The organism is Magnetospirillum sulfuroxidans (genome assembly GCF_018224925.1).
In the GTDB taxonomy this organism is placed as follows: domain Bacteria; phylum Pseudomonadota; class Alphaproteobacteria; order Rhodospirillales; family Magnetospirillaceae; genus Magnetospirillum; species Magnetospirillum sulfuroxidans.
The window spans coordinates 13,559-34,256 of the sequence record NZ_JAGTUF010000002.1 but is presented as its reverse complement, the minus strand read 5'-3'; the positions used below and the strand labels follow the sequence as shown (position 1 = coordinate 34,256).

The following is a 20,698-nucleotide window of genomic DNA, read 5'->3' as shown; positions in this document are numbered from 1 at the left end:
GCCGCAAAATCACCGCAGATCGGCGATGGTGACAAGGCGGTGGCCGATGCCCTGGTACTGCTTCAACAGTTCATAGATGCGGATGGCATGGGCGCTTTTCATGCCGATGGCGTATTTCAGCGCCACGGTGGTGAAATTGCGCTTGAGGTCGAGCAGGTACGGCATGAGCGCGGGAGCAAGGCAGATTTCCACCATTCCCTCGTTCAAATAGTACTCAGCCGAGGCTATCCAGGTGGCCTGGACGATGACGTTGCGCCCGATGTCCTCCAGGTCGATTTCGCGCTTGCGCAGGCGCCCGGTGACTTCGACGATCTCGCGGTACAGACGCCCGCCAGCAGCCGAGATGCCCGCCAGTTCGGCCAGATCGGCGATGCGGACGCGATAGCGTTTGAAATCCTTGTCTTCCGGGCCGATCTCGGAAAACAGCCAAAGCAGGATGCGTTGCTCTTGCAGGGTGAGGCGATAGCGGGCCTCGATCAAATGATTGTGGCGCGTCACCAACGCCTTTTCCTTCGGCTTGGTGATGATGATGTTGGACATGCGCGGGAAGTAAAAATAATGCAGCCATTCTATGGATAATAGGACACGAGTCAAACCGATGTCCCATTATCGGGCCTTTCCGCTTTGGCTGGCGTTTTTCGTGGTGACGGCGGATTTGTCCTATTTCGCGGGGAAAATGTCCTACTTGGCGGGGAATGTGTCCCACTTCCACGGGGAAAACGTCCCACTTAGCGGGGAATATGTCCCATTTCGGCAACGGAATTGGCTTGGAATAGCGGAAATCCCAGGGCGTAAAACATTATAAAGATTGTATAATATTTACAACAACGCGCGCGAGGCGCATTGAGTGTTGTTGTTTTTGAATTTTTGCTTCTCGGCCCCTTCGGGGAATTTGAAAATTGGCCGATTTTACGGGTGTTTGCCGTTTTCACGATGTCCACCCAGGCTCGACGGTCAAACGCCGCTGTATGGGCCGGAAAAGGGGCGAATTTCGCCCCTCTATCATCCGAACAGCCGCCGGAATAATCCCGGCTTGCCATTCGGTGGCGGCAAAAGCCGCGTGGTCAAATCGTCGTGACGTTGGCGCAGCTCGGCAAGCTCGCGTTCGTATCGTTCGGCGCGGTCGCGCTCGGCCTGTTCGCGGGCTTCCGCCCGCTGGGCACGCTCGCGCAATTCCGCGATCAGATCATCGCGCAAGGGATCGCTGGCGGATGGTGGCGGTGTCTCGGTCGCGGGTGTGGGCGCGGATTGGGGCGATCAGAACACCCGGATCAATTCGGCCATCATCAAAAGGCGCTTGCCGCCCTGGTGGCGGATTTGGTCGCGCCCGATCTCGCCGGAGGCAATCTTGCGCTCAATGGTGCGCTTACTGATGCCGAAAACCTGGACGGCTTCGGATAGTGTGACAAAGGGCTGTGTCATGGTGTGCCGGTGACGGGATAAAGGCAGGGATTGGCACAGTGCCAACCACGCCAGTTTATTGATTTATCAGAAAAATCAAGTGTGACAGGCGGTGCCGTTGCCCGATATTGGCACTGTGGAGGTTTCATATGGTAAGAGTTCCCGGAAGCTCGTGATAACAACTTTTGGGAATCTTCGTTGTCGCACGCTCCCCTGTGCTGAAAGGTTGCTCGAGATCACCCATCCCGCTCCTAAAGAAACACATAACGCAAAAATTAAATGCCATTGATTGTGTTATTGTGCCGTGGCAATCTATAGGTGCATTCCCTCAGAAAGGCGCTGCGATAATGGACACTTTTCTCATGTCATCGTTTAGCATCAATGTATATGCTGGAATAATTGTTGCCATAATTGTTGCCGGAACATCATTTGGATATGGCCTATTCATCCAAAATAAAAGATATAAAAAAGCACGGAAGACAGCAATTGAGAAGATTTCTAAGAGAATAAGTGAAATCCTTCACAAGGAGAGCCTGCATCCGGTCGAAAGAGCTGAATCAATAGTTAGTGCTTGCTCTCATGCAAAATTATCTATTAGTAATCTCGGGCGCCTTCTTAATTCAGATATTGATATGCTTGGCGCATTTGTTAGTGAGGTTGTTGTAATACGGGCTGAAGGGCGGGAAATACCAAATCGCATGGTTGATCAAATAAATCAAAGATTAAGTGTTATTAAAAATACATGGCCTTTAAAAGAAGATTTGATAGAAATTGAGATCGAAAAGCTTCTTTCAGAACTCGGTATTGTAGAAATATAGATAATATTTGTTTGCGTATTATATATTACTATTAATAATAGTTGCATATGGTGCGCTTCTATATATAATCTATGTTTTCTCGAAGATGTTGAATGACGAGCGATCCGCCAGTACCCAACCGGTGCCGAAATCGGCCTTGACGCTGTCCAGGGTGTTGAAGGCGATCAGTTGAAAGGCGCGGCTGTGGCGGAAGCCCGGCAGGGCAAGCATGCGATCCATCACCCGGACAGTGACGGCGGCATCGGTGGAGATGGAGAGCCCGCGCCCGGCGGTGTCGTTGCCGAACAAATGGGCGGGGGCGTCGATCACCGCGTCGTCCAGGTATTCGGCAAGCTGTTTGACGATGCGGCCCACGTCGGGGAAGTTGTGGATTTCCAGCGCCACGGCGCGGCGCTTGGTGCCGGTGTCGAAATGGGCCAAGCCATCGGGGATGATGAAGCGCCCGGACGGCAAGTCAAGGCGGGTTGCTGCCCGTAAGCGGGTCAGCCCCGCGCCCCGGTTGGCCCCGGTCTTGTCGAAATAGTGGCGCATTTCCAAGCAGTCGCGGGCCTCGTCCGCCGCGATCCAGGCGTCAAAGGCGATGCAGCAATCCACATAGGCGGCGCGGTGGGTGAAGTCGTTGGCGTATTGCACGCCGCCGACCGGATAGACGATCTCTGATAACGGACGGCGCAGCATGTCGGCCACCAATTCCGCGCCGCGCTTGGTCAGGGTGTAGATGCGCGGCAAGCGGCCCTTGGCGTGGAAATGCGGGAAGTCGTGGGCCTCGACAAGGTTGTCGTTGGCCCGGCGGCACAGGCGGGGCAGCACGTCGGAACGGATGTGGCTGTCGTTCCGGGCCACCCCGGCGGCGATCATCTGGGCGATGGTCAAATAGCGATAGCGGGCCAAGGCCAAAAGTGCCCGCTGTTGCGGCTCGGTCAGCACGTCAAGCGGGCGTTCCAGACTGCGGCGCTGGCGGTGCTTCTCGGCGTTGGTCTTGGGCGTTTGGCTCATGGGGCGGGGTTAATCGATAGCGAGGGGGCGATAGGCGGACGGCGAAGACGCCGCACGCGGCATGGTGACGGCGCGGTAATAGCGGGCGACCTGGCTGTCGCACAGCGCCTGCCACGCCTCGGGCCGGATCGCGCCTTTATCCTTGACCCGATGCGACGGCATGCGCACCACCACGCCCTTGCGGCTTCCCGCCTTGATGTGGAAATACCCGATGGACAGATTTTGCAACTCGCCCAGATCGGCCCCGGTTTCCTCGGCGATCTTCTTGAGGGTATGAAGCGCGTTCTTGCCGGTGATCTTGACGGCGGTGTTGCCCAAGATGGCCTTGAGCAAATCCTGGCTCATGCCGTCGCCCAAAATCTGCTGCGCCAGGGTCAAATGCACCCCGTATTTCCGCGCTTCCTTCAGGATGGTTTCGACGCTTTCGGAAAGGTAGTTCTGGCACTCGTCCACGAACACATGCACGGGGATGCGCTGGGCCTCGGGCGTGCGGCCCTGCTTGAAGGCGAACGCCTTGAGCCGGGCCATGATGAACTTGCCGATCAGGTTGCTGGTGGTTTCACCGATGTCGCCCCGGCCCAGGCGGAAGATCACCACGGCGCGGCGGCGCAACAGCTCTTCCAGGTTGAAGGTGCTTTGCCCGGCGATCATGCGGTAAAAGGCCGGGTTGCCCTGCAAGGCTTCGTACAGGCGCATGCGCACGCCGCGCTTGCTGGTGTCCATGGTCTTGTCGTTGAATTCGCGGCGGAAGAAGTCGCGGAACAGGGAACCGGCCAGAACCGTGTCGGCGAAATCCAGCCACGGCTTGTTGCGGTCGTCGTCCATGAAATCCATCAAATCGGCCAGGGTGGAGCCGGGCTTGTGCAACAGCACGGTCAGGCACGCGCCGATCAGCGTGCGCATTTGCGGGGTGAATTCCAGCCCCTCGATCAGTTCCGGGAACACCTCGATCAACTGCTTGACCATGATGGCGATGTCGTCGGGATTGCGTTCGTCGTCGGGGATGTCCAGCGGGTTGAACACCGGGGACGTTCCGGGGATCAGCGCCGGATCGATGTAGACAAGGCGCTGGCCGTCCGCCAGTTCCGGCCAATGGGCCACCTGTTCGGCCAGATCGCCGTGCGGGTCGATCAGCACCAAGGCCGGGGCTTTGTTGCGGGTCAGATAGTGAAAGATGATGGCCTTGATGGCTTCGGATTTGCCCGATCCGGCCCCGCCGGTGATGTAGGTGTGCCGCCTGCGGTCGTCTTCCGCTATGGGCAACGTCCACAGGCGATCGAAAAAAAAGCCGTGAGCCTGCGGAGCCTCCGCACACAGAAAACGTATATAGCCCAGGTCAGTGTCTTCGTGATTCTGTTCGAGGGCGTCGCGCCTTTGGCGTTTCTTTTCATACTCGGCAAGTTTAGCGGTGTAAATCTGCCCCAGGCGGTCGGCGATCAACGCCATGGCATAGGGCAGCTTGGCCGGGTCGCGCTCGATGGCGCGGGCCTCGGATTCGATGTATTCGGGCGACGGCTTGGCGGGCTTGGGCAGGTCGCGTTGGGCGAACAGGCGGCGGAACTCCTCCCTCCCCGGCAATCGGTTCGCCAAGGCGAAGGTGTCGGCCACGTCGCGACCGAAGGCGGGCGATCCGGCAAGGCGGAATTCCCCCAGCATAAGGGCGTCTTCCGCCCCTTCGCCCAGATGGAGGGCAAGGGCGGCTTGCAGGGCGTCGGACACGGTTTCGACCAAGGTTTGCCTCCATCCTTTGACCCAGCATTTCAGCCATTTTATGCACCAATGGCGAAAAGTCAAAAATCTCCAGTAAATCAAAGTACTTGGCTATAATATGGGAATTCGGTTCCCTCCTCATTCTCCGTTTTCGTCGTTTCCTCTCGGCTGTGTGTCGTTCGCTCGTCCCCTCGCTCACTCCGCCCAGCCGAACCGGAACCGCCCGAAAGCCTGCGCCTTCGTCGGGCCGCCGCCCGCTGGACGGCGGACGAACAACCGACACCACAATATATCGTCTGCCTGTGCGCGAGCACGCGCAAATCTTGCCATCGTCACACCCAAAAGATAGTATATCGGCATAAAAAACGCGCCTGAGATGTTGGGCGTGTCGCATGGAGGTTTGTGGTGCCCATAGACACTATTGCGCTTCGGAAGCTGCTGAAACTCCTCTATCTCCCGCCGAATAAGAGGCAGGGTGCGATCCGGACGGAGATCAGAAATCAGATCGCCAAGGAAGCCGACCCAGACGCCGAGGGTGGAGGTGATTTCCACATCCCCTTTTGGAGCGATGCAAAGCAGCATGTTTATGGAAAAGCCGATTTACGGCAAAGAACCCTTGCCAGGGTTGAATCCAATAGAAGACGGCAGCGTCTTTATCCGGAATTGACCGAGGGTTTTCTGGGGTGGTGGCAGCAAGAAAAGCGTTGGCGAAATCTGCCCATCGTCTACGTCCCCACTAAGATGAAGTCAAAACTACTACTGGCGGAAATTGGCGTAACCATCAAAATTGACAACATCATGACGCTCGCGTTTGAAGAAAGCGGGCATATGCATGTTTATCCATATTTCAGCGAATCCCCCGACCTTAACGCCGAAGCCGCCAGAATCGGCCTGTGGGTAATCAATGAGGCTTTCCAAGGCGAGCACGCCGATATGCGCATACTTGATGTGTTGCGCGGGCAAGCATTCCGGAAATCAGAGCAAAAGTTTCGTGGGGATGAGAGAGCGCATCTTTTGGGGATGTGCATGCAACTGATTTCGGAATGGGAAACGCTTTGGGATGAGTACCAATAAGGCAGCGATTTCCAGGTATCCTGAGTGCTAAACCGTGCCCCGCTTTTTCAGCGCGGCCAGCCAATCGGCGATTTCGCGGTCGGTGGGGGCATCCGTGCCACCGGAAAGGCCAAGGTCGCGCAGCTTCAACGGAATGTCGATGCGGCTGACGGTTTGCGCGTGGCTGAATTCCTCGTTGCGCAGGCGGCTTTGCAGGGCGTCACGATCCATCGCCAGACGGTCGCGCAAGACTTCGTGCTGGCGTTCGTTCTCGCGGTGGCGTTCCTTGACCTCGGCCAGTTCGATTTCCAGCCGCGCCCGTTCGCGTTCCTCGGCCAGCTTGATATTGCGGGCGACAATGGCCTCGACCACCCGGTAAATGGCGCTGATGATCTCGCGCTCTTCGATCTCCTCAAGCATCAGTTCTTGGCGGAGGGCGAAATATTTGTAGTCCAGGGCCTTGTCGGTCGGGGCGTATTGGTGCTCCAACTCGCGCAGGCGCAATGCGTATTCCCCCTCGATCCGGGCGGTACGCAGGGCAATTTGCTGGTTGGCTTCCGTCATCTGTGCCCGGAACTGGTTTTGGGCGTCCAAGCGTTCCATGGCGTCGCGGTGGCGGGCATCGGTGGCGGTGCGCAGCAAGTCCAGACGGTCGGATTTATCCAAGGTCATGCGCCGCTACTCCTTGGACTTGTCCACCAAGGTGGACAGGGTGGTGAGCAAGGCCGCGTGCCGTTCGCCGCGCTTCTCGGCGATTGCCAAGCGTTCCTGTTCGATGGAAAGCATGTGTTCTTCATGCTCGCGGGCAAGGCGGTTGGCCTCGGCCTGCATGTCCAGGCGCACTTGCTCTTCGGCCTTGGTGCGGGCGGCGGTGATCTCGGCCTCGCGGGCGACGCGCAGCTTGTGGGCTTCTTCTTCGGCAAGTTTGCGTTGCCGGGCCTCTTCCTCAAGCCGCTGGCGTTCGGCTTCCTGTCGCTCGACCTCCAGCCGGGCGGCTTCCGCTGCTTGGCGTTCCCGTTCCGGGCGTCCCTTCTCCCACTGGCGGCGGGCACGGGCGTTGCCGATGGCGCGGGCCGTGTATTGCACGCCCTGCCAGCCCCACCCACCAACTGTACCAATGGAGCGAAACAGCCCCCGGAAGCCCCAGGCGATGCCGCTGCCGGTACGCGGCACAAGGCGCAAGCCGGTGCCCCGCTCGCCGCTGAACAACACCCAGCCCAGCGCGTGCAAGGCGTAATAGGCGGCATAGAGGCCGAAGAAGGCCACGAAAAAGCCGATGATTCCCTTGTGGAGGTTCTCATCATTGACGAAATAGGCCCCGACCGCGATGAACAGGGCGATACCGATGATTGCCTTGTGTCGGGTGTCCGGGTGCATCGCGCTCGCCATCCCTCGAATCGATACCGTTGCGGGCGAAATGGTAGCAGGCGACACCGGAGCGGGAAAGCTGGGCGATGTGAAAATCCCAATCGGATTTGCCGAATCGGTCGCGATGGATAGACTGTACAAAGTCCAAAGCGACCTTTGTCTTTTTACACTTCCCCCATGAAACCGCATCCCGTTCCGCTTTTCGTCGCCTATTACCGCGTTTCCACGGATCGGCAGGGCCGCTCCGGTCTTTGACTGGACGCGCAACGCGAGGCGGTTTTCCGGTACGTCGAACGGATCGGCGGTGAGTTCGCCGGGGCGTTGCTCGAAGTGGAAAGCGGCAAACGGGCGGATCGTCCGGAACTGCAAAAGGCGCTTGATCTATGCCGACGGAAAAAGGCCACGCTGCTGATCGCTAAGCTCGACCGGCTTTCGCGATCCGTCGCCTTTATCTCGAACCTCATGGAAAGCCGGGTGGAGTTCCGCGCCGTCGATATGCCGGAGGCATCCCGCCTGACCATCCACATTCTTGCCGCCGTGGCCGAACATGAGCGGGCCATGATCTCGGAGCGGACAAAAGCGGCGATGGCCCAGGCCAAGGCGCGAGGTGTCAAACTTGGTAATCCCCGCCTGGATAACGGGGAGGCGGCACGGGCAAACATGCGGGCGGCGGATGATTTCGCGGCCAAGGTCTACCCGATCATAGAGGAGATGATAGCCGGTGGGCTTTCGCTTCGGGCTATGGCACGAGAGTTCAATGAGCGGGGTATACGGACGAGAACGGGGAAGTATTGGCAAGCACAATGCGTCCGGAGCCTTATTTTGCGATATACCGGATTGTAGACATCCTCCAGACGATCCTAAAAACCAAAAGGAGCGGCTATATAGCCGCTCCTTTTGGTTCCGACAATGTGTGCGTTGCTACGGGGTGTATTTCCAGAGCTCAGCACCATTCGTCCCGTCATTCGCCGATAAATACAGCGTCCCGTTGACGTTGGTGAGGGAGTTTGGGAACCCATTGCCCACTCCCGGATTAATATCCATCACCATCACTGTCCCCACCGTCGTTCCATCCGACTTCCAGAGCTCAGTCCCATTCGTTCCGTCATTAGCCGCGAAAAACACCGTCCCGTTGACGTTGGTGAGGGAGTTGGGGCTCGAACTGCTCGATCCCGTACGTATATCCATCACCATCACCGTCCCCACCGCCGTCCCGTCGGACTTCCAGAGCTCAGTCCCATTCGTCCCGTCAGTCGCCGCGAAAAACACCGTCCCATTGACGTTGGTGATAGAAACTGGGGACGAACTGCTCGATCCCGTACGTATATCCATCACCATCACCGTCCCCACCGCCGTTCCATCCGACTTCCAGAGCTCGATTCCATTCGTCCCGTCGGTTGCCGAAAAATACAACGTTCAATTGATGTTCACGAGATAGGTTGGGCTCGATTCATTCCCACCCCCCACATATATATCCTTCACCATCACCGTCCCCACCGCCGTCCCGTCGGACTTCCAGAGCTCACGCCCATTCGTCCCGTCACTTGCTGCGAAATACAACGTTCCATTGATGTTCAAGAGATAGGTTGGGTTCGAACCCAATGATCCTGGACAAATATCCTTCACCATCACCGTCCCCACCGCCGTTCCATCCGACTTCCAGAGCTCAGTCCCGCCCGTGTCACCACTTGCCGAAAAATACAACGTTCAATTGATGTTCACGAGATAGGTTGGGCCCGAACCAACAGTCCCCGTACGTATATCCTTCACCATCACGGTCCCCACCGCCGTCCCGTCGGACTTCCAGAGCTCCGTGCCATTCGTTCCGTCAGTCGCTGAGAAATACAGCGTCCCGTTGACGTTGGTGAGGTGGTTGGGGCTCGAACTGCTCGATCCTGGATTAATATCCTTCACCATCACCGTCCCCACCGCCGTCCCGTCGGACTTCCAGAGCTCAGTCCCATTCGTCCCGTCAGTCGCCGCGAAAAACACCGTCCCGTTGACGTCGGTGAATTTGCCCGGACTCGAAGAGCCCGTCCCTTCGTATATATCTTTCGTTATCTCCGGATCGCTCGGAGCTACCGCCGTTCCTATGCTGGTAGCGACGGCTCAAGCGCCACCGCCAAGTCTCGTCCGAACAAAATTTCCTCCGACATTTGCGAGAGCTCCGGTGCTCGAATAAGCAGATATAAAAGTTTGAATATCCGAGTTTGTTGCGAAGCTTGTTCCTGAATAGGATGCAATCACTCCAGAGGCAAAGATAATCCGTTCGTCATCGGAGCTCGGGAGCGAACCGGAAGAGAAAACGACCTTCGGAGTAAAGGCGACCCCGGAAAGACTTTTTCCGTAGACGAGGAAGGACGCAGCGGATGCCTCCGATACTGTCGTCGTCCCCGAGATAGTGAAAATGCTCGGAAGGGCGAGAATATACACCTTTCCGCCCGTACTCGTCTTTGTCGCCACCCCGTTGTAGGTGCCGCGAATATAGGCGAGGGACGGATTCCCGGTGGCAGCGTTCGCACGGTCTGCCCAAGGGGTGGCGCGACGGGTGATATTATCTCCTTCGTAATCGGTTCGCAGGGCATATTCCGGCGTACCGGTCGAGAGGGAGTATCCGTATTCCGTCTTCAAAAGCGGATCGGTCGGCTTGGTCGAGAGTTTCGCCCCGGCGGCTCAAAGGGCGGTAATGACCGCTTCCCCAGCATTCCCCTGCTGCCAGAGCGCAGCACCGGAATAGGTGACGGATACCGCCCCCGATGGCGTCGGAAATGAACCCTGCTTTATGTAATACAGATCAAGTCCCTTGGAAATTAAAGCAAGATCGGAGACACGGGAGCTGTCTCGTGCTGATCCCGCATACCCACCAAGAGATACAAAAGCAATGGTGCCTAGAATGACAAGTATAGTGATGGTGACGATGAGCTCGATGAGTGTAAATCAATGTGACTGCTTCTTAATTGAGCGTTGCGTCATATGTATTGTTTATCAAATAAATGACCGTATTTTATGGCTTTGTGCATTTATTGCAAGTTTTTATATCTGCGTTCTTACCTGCCACATTGTGGTGGTCGCATTCCACTTTCCCCGCCTGAAAATTTGTAAAGTGGCCGTCAATTCATATAATATGATTCGTTAATAGCTAACCGGTACCCAACCATGAGCATGAACACCCAACAGGCCACCCTTGAAACCAGCGTCGAAGGCATCCGCGATGCCGTCGTCAAGGCCGGTTTTCGTCCCGGTCGGCGCGTGCGCGTGCAAGTGGAATACGTGGACGCCAAGGAAGTGCGGGAAGCCGAATTGGCCCGTCTGTCGGCGATCCTCGACCAATACCCGACCGATCCGCAATTTGCGGGGATGAGCGAGGAAGAGGTGATGGCCTATGCCGTCCAGGCCGTGGATGAAGTGCGGCAAGAGCGCCGCAAGCCTGCCAAGTAATCCACCGCCCCATGCGCGTTCTGATCGACTGCAACATCCTCGTTTCCGCCGCCATTTCCGGCGGTGTTTGTTTGCGTGCCATCGCCGAGGCGCGGGACAATCACACCATCCTGATCAGCGAAGAGATTTTGGACGAATACCGGCGGGTCGCCGGGTATCGGAAATTCTCCGAGGGCATCCGCATGCGTATGCATGCCCTGATCGAGGAAGTGGCGTTGCGGGCGGATTATTTGACCATCCCGGCCAATCCGCCACAGACCGAAGAAATTGGGGATGCCGACGATCTCGTCTATGTGATCGCGGCCCATGTGGGCAACGCCGATGCCATCGTCACCGGCAACACCGCTCATTTCACCGCCCCGACCTATGGCAACGCCTTGGTGGTGACGGCCCGCGAGTTCCTCGACATGGTCGGCGGTTGACGCTTCCGCCCGTTCCCGCGCCGTCGGGCGGTATAGTTACCCACGCAGCTTCACCACGTTGCCCCCGTCCTCGGGGGCAACAATGCTTTTCAGATAGTCGGCCCACACGTCCAGGGCGCGGCGCTTTTCCGGAATGTAGGTGTGCTTATCGTACACCGTGGCGGTAATGCCGCGTGGGGCGTGGTTGAGAACCCGCCCGATATGTTCGACCGGCACCCCGAGCTCGGCCATGCGGGTTGCCGCCGTGCGGCGCAAATCGTGTAGGCACCAGGGGGCGACCGTTTCGCGCTCTTCCTGTCTCCGGGCTTCCGCCGCCGCCTTGTCGATCCGGGCCTTGACCCGGCCAAAGCCGGAAATGGGCGTTTCCCCGGTGGTGGTGAAGACGAAATCCGAGGCTATGGACGGCCTGCCCGCCGAGGGGCGATAGCTCACCGGCTCAATGGTCTTGAGGATGTCCACCGCCATTTGCGGCAAGGGGATGATGTGGGTGCGCTTGGCCTTGGTCAGCTCGCGGGGCAACGTCCATTCCCCGCGTTCGAGGTCGATATCCTGCCAGCGCATGCTTGCCACCTCGTTGCGGCGCTGCCCCAGGATCAACAGGATTTGCATATAGGGGCCGAAAGGCTCGCCCAGGCTGGCGAAGGCGGGCCATAGGGCAGCGATCTCGTCGGCCTTCAAATCCCGTTCGCGGGGCTGTTCGGCGGCGGGCGGCTTGACCTGGAAGGCCGGGGAGGTTTCCAGGATGCCGCGCTCAATGCACCAGTTGAAGAGCTTGCGGACATAGGCCAAGACCCGGTTTGCCTGGACGGAAAGCCCGCCATCCACCAGTTTGTCCAACAGGTCGTTGACGTCGCGCCGGGTGATGGAATCGATGGGGCGGTTGCGCCAATGCGGCATGACGTGCAGCTCAAGCGAGCGTTCCACCCGCGCCCACGAGCGGATTTGTCGCTTGCCGTATTTTTCGATGAATTCCCCCGCCACCCCCTCGAAGGTGTTGCGGCGGCGGGCCTCGGTGGCGGCGATCTGCTTTTCCTCTTCCTCACGGGGATCGCCCCCGGCCCCGATGATGTCGATGTATTGCCCGGCTTTCTTGCGGGCGTCGGCCAGCGACATGGCGGGGTATTCCCCCAAGGTGAAGCGCACCAGGGGTTTGCCGTCGATCTTGAGCCGCTTCATCAGCACCCACGAGCGGCGGCCCTTGGCGGTGATGCGGATGCCGAAACCGGAGATGGCCGCATCCCAATGCTCTTCCTGTCCCGTTGCGGGAATGGTGAAGCGGGAAACACTCGCATCGGTGAGCCTTTTTGTCATATCGCGTGATCGCTCCCAGGTAACGCTGAGGTAACAGATTGAGGCGTTTTGCCCCGTTACCTCAAGTTCACGCATGTTCACACGGCGGATAAAAATGTCAATGATACCAAAAGATTGTAAGGCAACGACGTTGCGATATGTTCTGCTATTTTATTCCTGTTTTGTTCTGTTTTCTGCGACTGAAAATCGCAGTGTCGGTGGTTCGATTCCGCCCCTGGGCACCATTACTTTTCTAGAGGCTTGAAACTGCTATGGTTTCAGGCCTTTTTTGTCCCACCGGTCCTTGGTGGTTCGGGAAGTGGGACACTTTGGTCCTCATTTCGTTCTGCCGGGATCAGAAGGTGCATGGCGGAATCGGCCAGGATTTTTCTGTTGGCCTTCTTGGTGTACAGCGCCGCCTGCTTCGGGCTCTCCCAGCCGTAGATCGCCATCAGCTGGTGTTCGGTCGCGCCGTTCTCGGCGGCGATGGTGGCGCCGGCCTTGCGGAGGCCATGGGCGGAACAGTGGACAAGTCCGGCCTCGTTGCAGCGTTTTCGAAACCAATTTCCGAAGCCGTTGGCGGTAAAAGGCTTACCGAACTCTGTCACCAGATAGGCGAGATGGCCAGATTGGGTGGAATCGAGGATGGCGCGCAGTTCTGGCAACAGAGGCAGCTGGCGAACCTTGGTCATCCGCTGACGTCCCTTCGCCTCGGTCCAATGGATATGGCCATTTCTGATCATCTGAGGCCCCAGGTGAACCACGTCTGACCTGCGCACGCCGGTGAAGAGAAGAAGGGCCAGCGCCAGCCTCGCCTTGGTCCCGATGGGGTGTGCCGTCTCGAATTGCTCAACCTCGGTCAGCGTCCAGGTATGGAATCCTTCTGGGTTCCCTTTCAGGTATGGAACGTCGCGGGCCGGGTTGGTCTGTGCCATCAGCACGGTGTCGTCGGTGGCCCATGAAAAGACTTGGCGCAGCGCTTTGACGATGGAGTTGGCTGCCTCGGGCGCGTCGGCGCGGGCGTCGCGCATGGCGCGAACGTGTCTGGGTTCCATCCTGGCGAATGGTTTCTGGCCGTAAGGTGTTCCGCCAGATGTGGCGCCGGCCGCGCAAAGCTTGTCCAAGATGCCGCGGCGAACCCGTCTGGTTCTGTCGTCGAGGCGCTTGAATTCGGCGCACTCGTAATATTTCTCGATCAACCAGCGCAGCGATCCTTGAGAGGTCGGCGCATCGGCGGCCTTGACCTCTCCTTCCAGCGCCGCGATTGCCGCCCGGTATTCGACCACGAATTCCGGGCTGCCGATCTCGGCCAGCAGTCGTTTCTTGCGGCCATTGCGGCGAACATAAACCCGCACGTTGCCGTGCCGATCAACATCCTCGACCACGTATTTCAGCCGCAATTTCATGGCCGCCTTAGTCATTCATCCCAGGGGTTGCGCCCATCGTCATTGGAGAGACAAGAGAACGCTTCGTCAATTTTAAAGCGGTCCCAGACCGTGCGCGCATCGATCTTCACCGCCGCCGGCATGCGGCCGTCTTTGACCATGTCGTCAAATTTCGATGGCGACACCCCGATATAGGCCGCCGCTTGTCCCCGCGACAGCCCGCGGGGAGGCAAGGACGGTGGCAAGGGGTTGACGCGTTCTTCGGCGGCGGTCTGGCTGGCCATGACGTCCCTAGGTCAGCTGGTCGATGTTGGCGTGGTGAACGGTGAAGGTCAGGGCGACGATGGCCGGGTTATCGTGCCAAGCTTCCCCCTTCTTCTTCCCGTGCAGGCTGTCCCACAGGCCGGCGAAGGCCGTTTCCGGCGGGCAATCTTCGCTGACCCCGGACACGCCCTCGGCGATGGCATTTTCCTCTGTCAGCTCCCACAGGCGCTGGTGCCGCACTTCGGACATCACCAGGGTCAGGCGCGAAGCCCAGCGCGGCATATGGATTGAGGGTGTCCACTTATGGCAGCCGATGAAGGTGTTGTCGGCCATGTAGGCTGCATCGCCGGCCAAGCCGGCGAACATCGGCGCGGCGTGGAACGGGCGTATGTCGAGATAGGATTCGCGCACATACAGGCGGTTACCCAAGACCCTCAAAGCCGAAGCATGGGCGGCGGCTAAGTCCAGGGGCATGGAGTTGTCCGCATATGTGCGGCAGGCGATCAAAAGTCAGATCAAGGAGCAGAAGGCACCGACGCCCGCCGATAGGGCGCAAATCGTCAAGGTGATCCGTGATCTTGAAGGCGCATCCCGCAACCTGAACCAGCTTGCGAAAGCAGCGAACCAGGCCATGCTTGGGCAAGGCGCCATGCCTTTGGTTCAAGAGATGGAGGCCACGGCCAGGCGCGTTGATCGGCTGGCATTGGATGCGTTCGGCATCCTGAAAATTTGGGCTTGACCGTGGGCACGCGAAATTTTCTCGATGAAGGCCGCCGCCTGAGGTTTCGGGGGCGTCATCGACAAAGCGAAACGATGGGCTGGGGCTTTGCAGATTATGAGGACGTGGCGTTGGGCGCCTCACTGAACAAAACCGCCGCGCACCTGAATGGGACAAGGGCGATTTCTTGTCCCACTATTGTCCCACGTCAAACGGTATCGGGCGGTATCGTCTGATACCGTCTGAAGCCGTAAGTCATTGAAAAGAAAGGGTGGCGGAGGGAGCGGGATTCGAACCCGCGGTAAGCCTTATCGGCCTACGACGGTTTAGCAAACCGTTGGTTTCAGCCACTCACCCATCCCTCCGCAGGAACACTCTTGGTGGGGCTGCTAAACCCCCGTGGCTGGACGGATGTTTCTAACGACTTGTTTGTCGTTGGTCAACTGGGAACCGACATGCCTTTTTGCACAGCCGTACGAGAGCTGATGGTATTCATCCATCGTTGGACGTGCGGGAAGGTGTTGAGGTCGATTCCTTGCCAGTCAGCGCGTTGGCACCAGGGGTAAATAGCCATGTCGGCGATGGAATAAGCCCCGGCGACGAATTCGCATTGGCTGAGGCGGGTGTCGAGCACGCCGTACAGCCGGTGTGTTTCCTTGGAATAACGATCGATAGCATAAGGAATTGGTTCGGGGGCGAATTTGCGGAAGTGATGGGTTTGGCCGAACATCGGGCCGATCCCGCCCATCTGGAACATCAGCCATTGCAGGGTTTCTGCCCGGCCGCGGGCATCAGAGGGCAGGAATTTCCCGGTCTTTTCCGCCAGATAGATCAAGATAGCGCCCGATTCGAACAAAGACAGGGCCTGGCCATCGGGACCATCGCTATCAACGATGGCGGGGATTTTCGAATTCGGATTGATCGCGACGAATTCGGCGGTGAACTGGTCCCCCTTGGAGATGTCGATGGGGTGAACGCGATAGGGCAGGGCGCATTCCTCCAGCATGATGGAGACTTTGCGGCCATTTGGGGTGCCCCAGGTATAAAGATCGATCATTCGGCATGGTCCTTGGCCGAGGAGTGGGAGACCCATATATAGGCAAGCGACAACACGGAAACACCCAGGGGCCAGAAAATCAGTCGCAGCATCGTGTCGATGTAATGGGCCCAGGAATCAAGCGGGGAAAGCAGCAGCGAGATCATCGCGTCGGTCAACGGCAGCGCCATCAGCAGGGCGGACAGGCGCAGCCGGTGTGGGGCAACCAGCTTGGCGAAGTCCTTGCTTGTGGGGTCGTGCCCCAGCGCATTGGCGGGGAGCGTCAAAACGGTGGGAAGAGTGATCCAGGTGATGACGAAAAAGGTGACCAGAAACAAGATGTGATGCTTCCAGGTGATTTCCTCACCCAATTGCGTCATCGCCACGGCTGTCAGCAGCATGGGAAGCAGCGATAGCAGGCCGACCATCAGCGATGTTTTGAGAAAAAGCCATTCCGCGCGCCCCCAGCGGATCCGCACGCTTTCACCGGCAATCAGATTGCGGTGCCAAGCGCAAGCGCAAGGAATGGCCAGCGGCATGGCCAGCAGTCGCAGGGGTAAAGCATATTCCGACCACACCAGGGCGGCGAATTCCAGGGCGAGCATGGGCGAGAAGGCGACAAGCCATTGCCGTGGCCGAAAGCGCAGGGTCAGCAATGCTTGGCGAAGAGTTTCCAGAATGGGAAAGGGCATGCGTAATCCAAGCTATGGTGGTTTTCGGGGGAGGCGCCCGGATTGCGGAATGGGCGCGGGCATGATCCATTGCGGACTTTGTCGAGGTTCGTTCATTGATACGGCGCTTCCGGCCTAAAGTATCAAAATAATCAATGTATTGTAGGCTATCTTACGGATTATTCGATGACCGCTCCGCCGTTTCCCCAGGTGCGGATTATCCAACCCTGCGTCTCGGCCAAAGAGGTCAGTGACGGTGTCGTCTAACACCATCATGGCGTGTCGATCCACCACACGTCCATGCCGGGGTAAATTAAATAAAAAAGGCCTCTGGCCTGCATGATGATCCCTTTATAATAACAGTTAATAACGCTGCTGCTCTGTGCTGGCGGAGGAGAGGCGATAATTGCGCATTAACTCGCTGATGCACTCAATAATTATTTGAGTGATGGTTGTGGTATTGATGGTGCGTATTTTCCAATTCTGTCTATGCTGACCTCATTATCGCCATGCTCGAAGGTCCAAGCGCTGCAAATCGCGGCGCCAGGAGATGATTGAAAATGTTGTTTGGTCGAAAAGCGTCACATCCCCTCCAGCCGGGGGACCAGTTCATCAAGGCCGGGGTGGGCTTTGGCACCGTGTGGGAAATCGTCCGGGTCTGGACGACGGGGGACGAATTGCTGCATGCTCGTCTCAGAAGTCTGGAAAATAACAGCGAAACCATGGCGATTTCGGTCTGTACCTTGGTCAATCCGCGATTTTTTACCCCGGTGCCGAGGCTGAGGTCGTCCGGTGACGGTGGACTTGCGTAGATTCCGTTTCTGCCGCCACGCGGCCGAAATGGGATGATGTCGACCCCAATATCATAACCAGCCAAAGGTGAGGCATGCTCGAAGCACAAGAACAGAAATGGTCGCGTTTGTCATTGGTCGCCGTCATGCTGGTGCTGACGGCAATGGGTTTCGCCCCGTCCGCCGCTCAAGCGGCGCAATGCGAACCCACCGACAAAATCGACGGCAGCACCGTCGACACGGCTCGGCAGAAAATTGAAAAAGGCGGATACCGCCAAGTTCGCGGCCTGAAAAAGGGCTGCGATAATTTCTGGCACGGCACCGCGGTCAAGGATGGGAAAACGGTGAACATCGTCTTGTCGCCGCAAGGAATTGTCATGGTGGAAGGCGATTGACAGGCCGGTCCTCCGCACGGATATGCCTGACCGCTGGCGGGATGGTGCTGTCCATGGTGAATCTGGCGCAGGCCGGTGATGCTTATCGCTTCACGCTGCTTGAGGAGAATGATTCCCTCTATGCTGATTCGGACCAGCATTACACCCAAGGGCTGCGCCTGTCCGTTCTTTCCCCGGCCCTTGCCCGGCAGGACGGTTGGAATGACGCCTTTGACCTGATGGCTGGTCTAGGCCCGGTTTTCATCACCGGCGAGGCGGCGTCGGCCCGGCGGATCAGCTTGTTCTTAGGGCAAAGTATCTTCACCCCGCAAGATACCGCGCGGGTCGATCCCGATCCGGACGACCGGCCCTATGGCGGCTGGCTTTATGCCGGCGTCGGCCTGCTCCAGGAAACCGATCGCCACATGTTGGAACAGCTGGAACTGGCTGTCGGCGTCGTCGGGCCGGCGGCTTTGGGCCGGCAGGCCCAGAACGACTATCATCAGTTTATCAATATCGCCGAAGCCAATGGTTGGGGAGGTGGCATTCAGACCGAACCCGGCTTGATGCTGAGCTATGAGCGGCTGTGGCGCGTGCCTTTGGCCGGTGACGGTGACAATGGCGTCGATATCGTGCCGCAACTGGGGGCCACGCTCGGCAATGTTTTCACCTATGCCGGCGGCGGCGCCTTGCTGCGCGCGGGCAGGAATTTACGTGGCGATTACGGTCCCGCCCGCATCCGACCGGGGTTGACGGGCACTGATTATTTTGACGATGATCACCTTGATGGAGCCCTGGGTTTTTACTTTTTTGCCGGAATTCAAGGGCGTGCCGTCGGGCGCAATATCTTCTTGGACGGCAATTCGTTCCGTCAAAGTCCCCGTGTCGACAAGAACATTTTCGTTGGCGACGTTCAGGCTGGGGTATCGTTGTTCTGGTCCAACGATTTCCACATGACGGTCAGCGCCGTGCGGCGCAGCCGCGAGTTCGAAGGCCAGAATTCCCCCGATGTGATCGGGACGGCAACGCTTGGGTTTTCTTGGTAAGTCGTTTTCGTCGCGAAGTGATGACAGAGATCGAACCGGGCGGGGGACGCGGTGGTTAAGGGGGCTTTGGCCTTGGCCGCCGCCGTTGTCTCAGCGCACCGGCAGCGGTGCCGGGACAAAGCCGATCAGGCGGTCGTTGCCTTCGTTATACGGCTGGGAATAGCAACTGGGCCGGGCGATCGAGGAATAGCAATAGACCTGCTGGCGCGGCGGCGGCGGTCCTGGCCAATCGACGCACCACACCCCTTCGCGTTGGGCGCGAATGGTCGAGCAATCCTTGCCGGTGACCCAGGTGGCCACATGGTCGGTCAGGGTCTTTTTGGTGTTGATGACGCTGAGGACTTCCAGGTTGAGGAAGAGATTGGCGTCGCCGACCCGCGCCATTTCGGTTTCAATGCCGTCGCGGCCGACAAAGGCGCATCCCGACAGCAGCACAAAGGCGGCCAGGGGGGCGATATGCCTGATCATCTTCTATGACCCCTTTGATCGATTCGCTATAATGTCGGACCATCGAACAGGCCCGGTCAAGGCGATTATGACCGATGCCTTCCCAACAAAGCCTTAACGGCCCAACCTTGGCGTGAACGGAGTGGCGATCATGGCGGTGGAAACGCCCCTTTGCGCTTTTGGCTGGCAGGCGCCGGATTTCAACTTGCCCGGCATTGACGGCCGCCCGTGGTCGCTGCAACAGGTGCGCGGCGCCAAGGGCAGCCTGATCATGTTCATTTGCAACCACTGCCCCTATGTGCAGGCGGTGGCCGAACGCTTGGTCCGCGACGCCCGCGAATTGCAGGGGCTGGGAATTGGGGTGGCGGCGATCATGTCCAACGATACCACCGCCTATCCCGAGGATTCGTTCGACAACATGAAGCTGTTCGCCGCCCGCCATGGTTTCAGTTTTCCCTATCTTTTCGATGAAAGCCAACAGGTGGCACGGGCCTATGACGCGGTGTGCACACCTGATTTCTTTGGTTTCGATGCGGGGTTGGGGCTGCAATATCGCGGTCGTTTGGATGCGTCGGGCAAGCAAGCCGGCCCGGCCGATGCCCGGCGCGACCTGTTCGAGGCCATGCGGGGGGTGGCCGAAACCGGCTCTGGCCCGGTCGAACAGGTGGCGAGCATGGGGTGTTCGATCAAATGGCGCCAGCTTTAAGCGGGAAATCGCACGCCGGGTTTGCCTCTGCCCGTCAAGCACACTATGTTGACGCCGATCGAATACCGGAGACTACCCCGTGACCAGTTCCAATGATGATGCCGCTACCGACGTGCTGATCCGCGAGGTCGATGACGATCTGCGCCAGGAAAACCTGGAAAAGCTGTGGAAAAAATACGGCGCCCTGATAATTGGCGGCGCTTTGGCGGTGGTGTTGGCGGTGGCCGGGGCGCAGGCGTGGCGCACATGGCAGCATAATCAAGGCTTGCAATCCTCGGTGCGCTTCAACGAAGCCAACCAGATGCTTGATGGCGCCGACAAGGCCAAGGGGCTGGAGGCGTTGCAAGGGCTGGCGGATGCGGGAACGTCCGGCTATCGGGTGTTGTCCGAGATGAAGCTGGCCCAGGTCAAGCTGGCCGCCGGCGACGCCGCCGGGGCTGCTGCTTTGTATGACCGCATCGCCGCGACCAGTGAGGTCGAGGGACTTTATCGCGACATGGCGGTACTGAAATCGGCCTATCTGAAGATTGAAACCGCTGACGCCGCCCTGGTGGAAAAGTCGGTGACGCCGTTGGCGGTGGAAGCCAGCCCATGGCGTCATTCCGCCCGCGAGGTTCTGGCGTTGTTGGCGCTGCGGGCCGGTGATCGCGACAAGGCCTTGGAATTGTTGCGCAAGGTTGCCGATGACGTGGCCGCGCCGACGGGGATCCGCGGCCGCGCCGCTGAATTGCTGGCGGCGCTGGAAAGCGCGGCCAAAGGTTGAA

28 protein-coding genes, 2 tRNA genes and 1 pseudogene are annotated in these 20,698 nt (G+C 58.5%); 13 read left to right on the top strand and 18 right to left on the bottom strand.

Annotated features, from left to right (window positions below):
• Window positions 1-9: 9 nt before the first annotated feature.
• Window positions 10-594: a replication initiation protein gene (locus tag KEC16_RS20095; protein ID WP_211546405.1), complete on the bottom strand. Its 585-nt coding sequence runs from the start codon at window positions 592-594 to the stop codon at window positions 10-12.
• 480 nt (window positions 595-1,074) lie between these two features.
• On the opposite strand from KEC16_RS20095, the gene KEC16_RS04095 reads away from it, so the two are divergent.
• A complete protein-coding gene (locus tag KEC16_RS04095) occupies window positions 1,075-1,401 on the top strand; it encodes a hypothetical protein (protein ID WP_211546404.1) in 327 nt (108 codons plus the stop codon).
• A 347-nt stretch (window positions 1,402-1,748) separates the two neighbouring features.
• Window positions 1,749-2,219: a hypothetical protein gene (locus tag KEC16_RS04090; protein ID WP_211546403.1), complete on the top strand. Its 471-nt coding sequence runs from the start codon at window positions 1,749-1,751 to the stop codon at window positions 2,217-2,219.
• Window positions 2,220-2,288: 69 nt separating this feature from the next.
• Here KEC16_RS04090 and KEC16_RS04085 read toward each other — a convergent pair whose 3' ends face one another.
• Window positions 2,289-3,215, bottom strand: a complete 927-nt coding sequence (locus KEC16_RS04085) for a hypothetical protein (RefSeq protein ID WP_211546402.1) — start codon at window positions 3,213-3,215, stop codon at window positions 2,289-2,291.
• A 9-nt stretch (window positions 3,216-3,224) separates the two neighbouring features.
• A complete protein-coding gene (locus tag KEC16_RS04080; protein ID WP_211546401.1) occupies window positions 3,225-4,946 on the bottom strand; it encodes a type IV secretory system conjugative DNA transfer family protein in 1,722 nt (573 codons plus the stop codon).
• A 384-nt stretch (window positions 4,947-5,330) separates the two neighbouring features.
• Here KEC16_RS04080 and KEC16_RS04075 point away from each other — a divergent pair, with 384 nt between their 5' ends.
• Window positions 5,331-5,999: a hypothetical protein gene (locus KEC16_RS04075; protein ID WP_211546400.1), complete on the top strand. Its 669-nt coding sequence runs from the start codon at window positions 5,331-5,333 to the stop codon at window positions 5,997-5,999.
• A 27-nt stretch (window positions 6,000-6,026) separates the two neighbouring features.
• Here the strand turns inward: KEC16_RS04075 and KEC16_RS04070 are convergent, their stop codons facing one another.
• On the bottom strand, window positions 6,027-6,650 hold the full coding sequence (locus tag KEC16_RS04070) for a hypothetical protein (protein ID WP_211546399.1): 624 nt from the start codon (window positions 6,648-6,650) through the stop codon (window positions 6,027-6,029).
• 6 nt (window positions 6,651-6,656) lie between these two features.
• A complete protein-coding gene (locus KEC16_RS04065; protein ID WP_211546398.1) occupies window positions 6,657-7,355 on the bottom strand; it encodes an MAP7 domain-containing protein in 699 nt (232 codons plus the stop codon).
• 246 nt (window positions 7,356-7,601) lie between these two features.
• On the opposite strand from KEC16_RS04065, the gene KEC16_RS04060 reads away from it, so the two are divergent.
• The gene (locus KEC16_RS04060; protein WP_249208791.1) at window positions 7,602-8,189 is read left to right on the top strand and encodes a recombinase family protein; all 588 of its coding nucleotides are present in this window, start codon (window positions 7,602-7,604) and stop codon (window positions 8,187-8,189) included.
• A gap of 78 nt (window positions 8,190-8,267) precedes the next feature.
• On the opposite strand, the gene KEC16_RS04055 is transcribed toward KEC16_RS04060, so the two are convergent.
• The 5 genes and pseudogenes from KEC16_RS04055 to KEC16_RS20170 all read right to left on the bottom strand — a co-directional run.
• Window positions 8,268-8,759 (bottom strand): ELWxxDGT repeat protein, encoded by a 492-nt coding sequence (locus tag KEC16_RS04055; RefSeq protein WP_211546397.1) that lies wholly within the window; start codon window positions 8,757-8,759, stop codon window positions 8,268-8,270.
• A gap of 3 nt (window positions 8,760-8,762) precedes the next feature.
• Window positions 8,763-9,050, bottom strand: a complete 288-nt coding sequence (locus tag KEC16_RS20180; RefSeq protein ID WP_211546396.1) for an ELWxxDGT repeat protein — start codon at window positions 9,048-9,050, stop codon at window positions 8,763-8,765.
• A gap of 3 nt (window positions 9,051-9,053) precedes the next feature.
• Window positions 9,054-9,338, bottom strand: a complete 285-nt coding sequence (locus KEC16_RS20175) for an ELWxxDGT repeat protein (protein ID WP_211546395.1) — start codon at window positions 9,336-9,338, stop codon at window positions 9,054-9,056.
• Window positions 9,339-9,455: 117 nt separating this feature from the next.
• Window positions 9,456-9,977: a hypothetical protein gene (locus KEC16_RS04040; RefSeq protein WP_211546394.1), complete on the bottom strand. Its 522-nt coding sequence runs from the start codon at window positions 9,975-9,977 to the stop codon at window positions 9,456-9,458.
• Window positions 9,978-10,019: 42 nt separating this feature from the next.
• Window positions 10,020-10,280 (bottom strand): annotated as a pseudogene (locus KEC16_RS20170) (type II secretion system protein); the annotation flags it as partial.
• Window positions 10,281-10,502: 222 nt separating this feature from the next.
• On the opposite strand from KEC16_RS20170, the gene KEC16_RS04035 reads away from it, so the two are divergent.
• Entirely contained in the window at window positions 10,503-10,784 is a 282-nt protein-coding gene (locus tag KEC16_RS04035; RefSeq protein WP_211546393.1) for a hypothetical protein, read from the top strand.
• A gap of 11 nt (window positions 10,785-10,795) precedes the next feature.
• A complete protein-coding gene (locus KEC16_RS04030) occupies window positions 10,796-11,206 on the top strand; it encodes a putative toxin-antitoxin system toxin component, PIN family (protein WP_211546392.1) in 411 nt (136 codons plus the stop codon).
• A 36-nt stretch (window positions 11,207-11,242) separates the two neighbouring features.
• Here the strand turns inward: KEC16_RS04030 and KEC16_RS04025 are convergent, their stop codons facing one another.
• The gene (locus KEC16_RS04025; protein ID WP_211546391.1) at window positions 11,243-12,517 is read right to left on the bottom strand and encodes a tyrosine-type recombinase/integrase; all 1,275 of its coding nucleotides are present in this window, start codon (window positions 12,515-12,517) and stop codon (window positions 11,243-11,245) included.
• 116 nt (window positions 12,518-12,633) lie between these two features.
• Between KEC16_RS04025 and KEC16_RS04020 the strand changes: the two genes are divergently transcribed.
• A tRNA-OTHER gene (locus KEC16_RS04020) sits at window positions 12,634-12,741 on the top strand.
• A 33-nt stretch (window positions 12,742-12,774) separates the two neighbouring features.
• On the opposite strand, the gene KEC16_RS04015 is transcribed toward KEC16_RS04020, so the two are convergent.
• From KEC16_RS04015 to KEC16_RS04005, 3 genes are read right to left on the bottom strand one after another with little or no spacing between them, the layout of a single operon-like run.
• On the bottom strand, window positions 12,775-13,902 hold the full coding sequence (locus tag KEC16_RS04015; RefSeq protein WP_211546390.1) for a tyrosine-type recombinase/integrase: 1,128 nt from the start codon (window positions 13,900-13,902) through the stop codon (window positions 12,775-12,777).
• Window positions 13,903-13,913: 11 nt separating this feature from the next.
• Window positions 13,914-14,165, bottom strand: a complete 252-nt coding sequence (locus KEC16_RS04010; RefSeq protein ID WP_211546389.1) for a helix-turn-helix transcriptional regulator — start codon at window positions 14,163-14,165, stop codon at window positions 13,914-13,916.
• Between the two features lie 7 nt (window positions 14,166-14,172).
• On the bottom strand, window positions 14,173-14,619 hold the full coding sequence (locus KEC16_RS04005; RefSeq protein ID WP_211546388.1) for a hypothetical protein: 447 nt from the start codon (window positions 14,617-14,619) through the stop codon (window positions 14,173-14,175).
• Here KEC16_RS04005 and mobC point away from each other — a divergent pair.
• Window positions 14,618-14,884, top strand: coding sequence for a plasmid mobilization relaxosome protein MobC (gene mobC, locus KEC16_RS04000; protein WP_211546387.1), 267 nt, complete (start codon window positions 14,618-14,620; stop codon window positions 14,882-14,884). The two genes, KEC16_RS04005 and mobC, sit on opposite strands and share 2 nt — an antisense overlap.
• A 251-nt stretch (window positions 14,885-15,135) precedes the next feature.
• Here mobC and KEC16_RS03995 read toward each other — a convergent pair.
• From KEC16_RS03995 to KEC16_RS03985, 3 genes are all read right to left on the bottom strand, one after another.
• Window positions 15,136-15,228 (bottom strand) — tRNA-Ser (locus tag KEC16_RS03995).
• 74 nt (window positions 15,229-15,302) lie between these two features.
• Window positions 15,303-15,920 carry a glutathione S-transferase N-terminal domain-containing protein gene (locus tag KEC16_RS03990; protein ID WP_211546386.1) on the bottom strand — a complete coding sequence of 206 codons (618 nt, stop codon included), beginning with the start codon at window positions 15,918-15,920 and terminating at the stop codon, window positions 15,303-15,305.
• A complete protein-coding gene (locus tag KEC16_RS03985; RefSeq protein WP_211546385.1) occupies window positions 15,917-16,591 on the bottom strand; it encodes a hypothetical protein in 675 nt (224 codons plus the stop codon). The genes KEC16_RS03990 and KEC16_RS03985 overlap by 4 nt, the downstream gene beginning before the upstream one ends.
• Before the next feature lie 539 nt (window positions 16,592-17,130).
• On the opposite strand from KEC16_RS03985, the gene KEC16_RS03980 reads away from it, so the two are divergent.
• The 3 genes from KEC16_RS03980 to KEC16_RS03970 all read left to right on the top strand — a co-directional run bounded on the left by KEC16_RS03980 (window position 17,131) and on the right by KEC16_RS03970 (window position 18,781).
• On the top strand, window positions 17,131-17,382 hold the full coding sequence (locus KEC16_RS03980; RefSeq protein ID WP_211546384.1) for a hypothetical protein: 252 nt from the start codon (window positions 17,131-17,133) through the stop codon (window positions 17,380-17,382).
• 74 nt (window positions 17,383-17,456) lie between these two features.
• Complete coding sequence (locus KEC16_RS03975; RefSeq protein WP_211546383.1) at window positions 17,457-17,756, top strand: PepSY domain-containing protein; 300 nt, start codon at window positions 17,457-17,459, stop codon at window positions 17,754-17,756.
• 53 nt (window positions 17,757-17,809) lie between these two features.
• On the top strand, window positions 17,810-18,781 hold the full coding sequence (locus tag KEC16_RS03970; protein ID WP_211546382.1) for a lipid A deacylase LpxR family protein: 972 nt from the start codon (window positions 17,810-17,812) through the stop codon (window positions 18,779-18,781).
• A gap of 90 nt (window positions 18,782-18,871) precedes the next feature.
• On the opposite strand, the gene KEC16_RS03965 is transcribed toward KEC16_RS03970, so the two are convergent.
• Window positions 18,872-19,249, bottom strand: coding sequence for a hypothetical protein (locus KEC16_RS03965; protein ID WP_211546381.1), 378 nt, complete (start codon window positions 19,247-19,249; stop codon window positions 18,872-18,874).
• 130 nt (window positions 19,250-19,379) lie between these two features.
• Here KEC16_RS03965 and KEC16_RS03960 point away from each other — a divergent pair, with 130 nt between their 5' ends.
• Window positions 19,380-19,934, top strand: coding sequence for a thioredoxin family protein (locus KEC16_RS03960; RefSeq protein WP_211546380.1), 555 nt, complete (start codon window positions 19,380-19,382; stop codon window positions 19,932-19,934).
• A gap of 79 nt (window positions 19,935-20,013) precedes the next feature.
• The gene (locus tag KEC16_RS03955) at window positions 20,014-20,697 is read left to right on the top strand and encodes a tetratricopeptide repeat protein (protein ID WP_211546379.1); all 684 of its coding nucleotides are present in this window, start codon (window positions 20,014-20,016) and stop codon (window positions 20,695-20,697) included.
• Window position 20,698: the final 1 nt, after the last annotated feature.

Excerpts from the sequence above, each read along its gene's own strand:
- KEC16_RS04015 (WP_211546390.1), bottom strand. The coding sequence starts at position 13,902 with ATGAAATTGCGGCTGAAATACGTGGTCGAGGATGTTGATCGGCACGGC.
- KEC16_RS04070 (WP_211546399.1), bottom strand. The coding sequence starts at position 6,650 with ATGACCTTGGATAAATCCGACCGTCTGGACTTGCTGCGCACCGCCACC.
- KEC16_RS04065 (WP_211546398.1), bottom strand. The coding sequence starts at position 7,355 with ATGCACCCGGACACCCGACACAAGGCAATCATCGGTATCGCCCTGTTC.
- KEC16_RS04005 (WP_211546388.1), bottom strand. The coding sequence starts at position 14,619 with ATGCCCCTGGACTTAGCCGCCGCCCATGCTTCGGCTTTGAGGGTCTTG.
- KEC16_RS03990 (WP_211546386.1), bottom strand. The coding sequence starts at position 15,920 with ATGATCGATCTTTATACCTGGGGCACCCCAAATGGCCGCAAAGTCTCC.
- KEC16_RS04025 (WP_211546391.1), bottom strand. The coding sequence starts at position 12,517 with ATGACAAAAAGGCTCACCGATGCGAGTGTTTCCCGCTTCACCATTCCC.
- KEC16_RS03980 (WP_211546384.1), top strand. The coding sequence starts at position 17,131 with ATGTTGTTTGGTCGAAAAGCGTCACATCCCCTCCAGCCGGGGGACCAG.
- mobC (WP_211546387.1), top strand. The coding sequence starts at position 14,618 with ATGGAGTTGTCCGCATATGTGCGGCAGGCGATCAAAAGTCAGATCAAG.
- KEC16_RS03965 (WP_211546381.1), bottom strand. The coding sequence starts at position 19,249 with ATGATCAGGCATATCGCCCCCCTGGCCGCCTTTGTGCTGCTGTCGGGA.
- KEC16_RS04010 (WP_211546389.1), bottom strand. The coding sequence starts at position 14,165 with ATGGCCAGCCAGACCGCCGCCGAAGAACGCGTCAACCCCTTGCCACCG.
- KEC16_RS04035 (WP_211546393.1), top strand. The coding sequence starts at position 10,503 with ATGAGCATGAACACCCAACAGGCCACCCTTGAAACCAGCGTCGAAGGC.
- KEC16_RS03970 (WP_211546382.1), top strand. The coding sequence starts at position 17,810 with ATGGTGAATCTGGCGCAGGCCGGTGATGCTTATCGCTTCACGCTGCTT.
- KEC16_RS04085 (WP_211546402.1), bottom strand. The coding sequence starts at position 3,215 with ATGAGCCAAACGCCCAAGACCAACGCCGAGAAGCACCGCCAGCGCCGC.
- KEC16_RS03985 (WP_211546385.1), bottom strand. The coding sequence starts at position 16,591 with ATGCCCTTTCCCATTCTGGAAACTCTTCGCCAAGCATTGCTGACCCTG.
- KEC16_RS04030 (WP_211546392.1), top strand. The coding sequence starts at position 10,796 with ATGCGCGTTCTGATCGACTGCAACATCCTCGTTTCCGCCGCCATTTCC.
- KEC16_RS03975 (WP_211546383.1), top strand. The coding sequence starts at position 17,457 with ATGCTCGAAGCACAAGAACAGAAATGGTCGCGTTTGTCATTGGTCGCC.
- KEC16_RS04090 (WP_211546403.1), top strand. The coding sequence starts at position 1,749 with ATGGACACTTTTCTCATGTCATCGTTTAGCATCAATGTATATGCTGGA.
- KEC16_RS03960 (WP_211546380.1), top strand. The coding sequence starts at position 19,380 with ATGGCGGTGGAAACGCCCCTTTGCGCTTTTGGCTGGCAGGCGCCGGAT.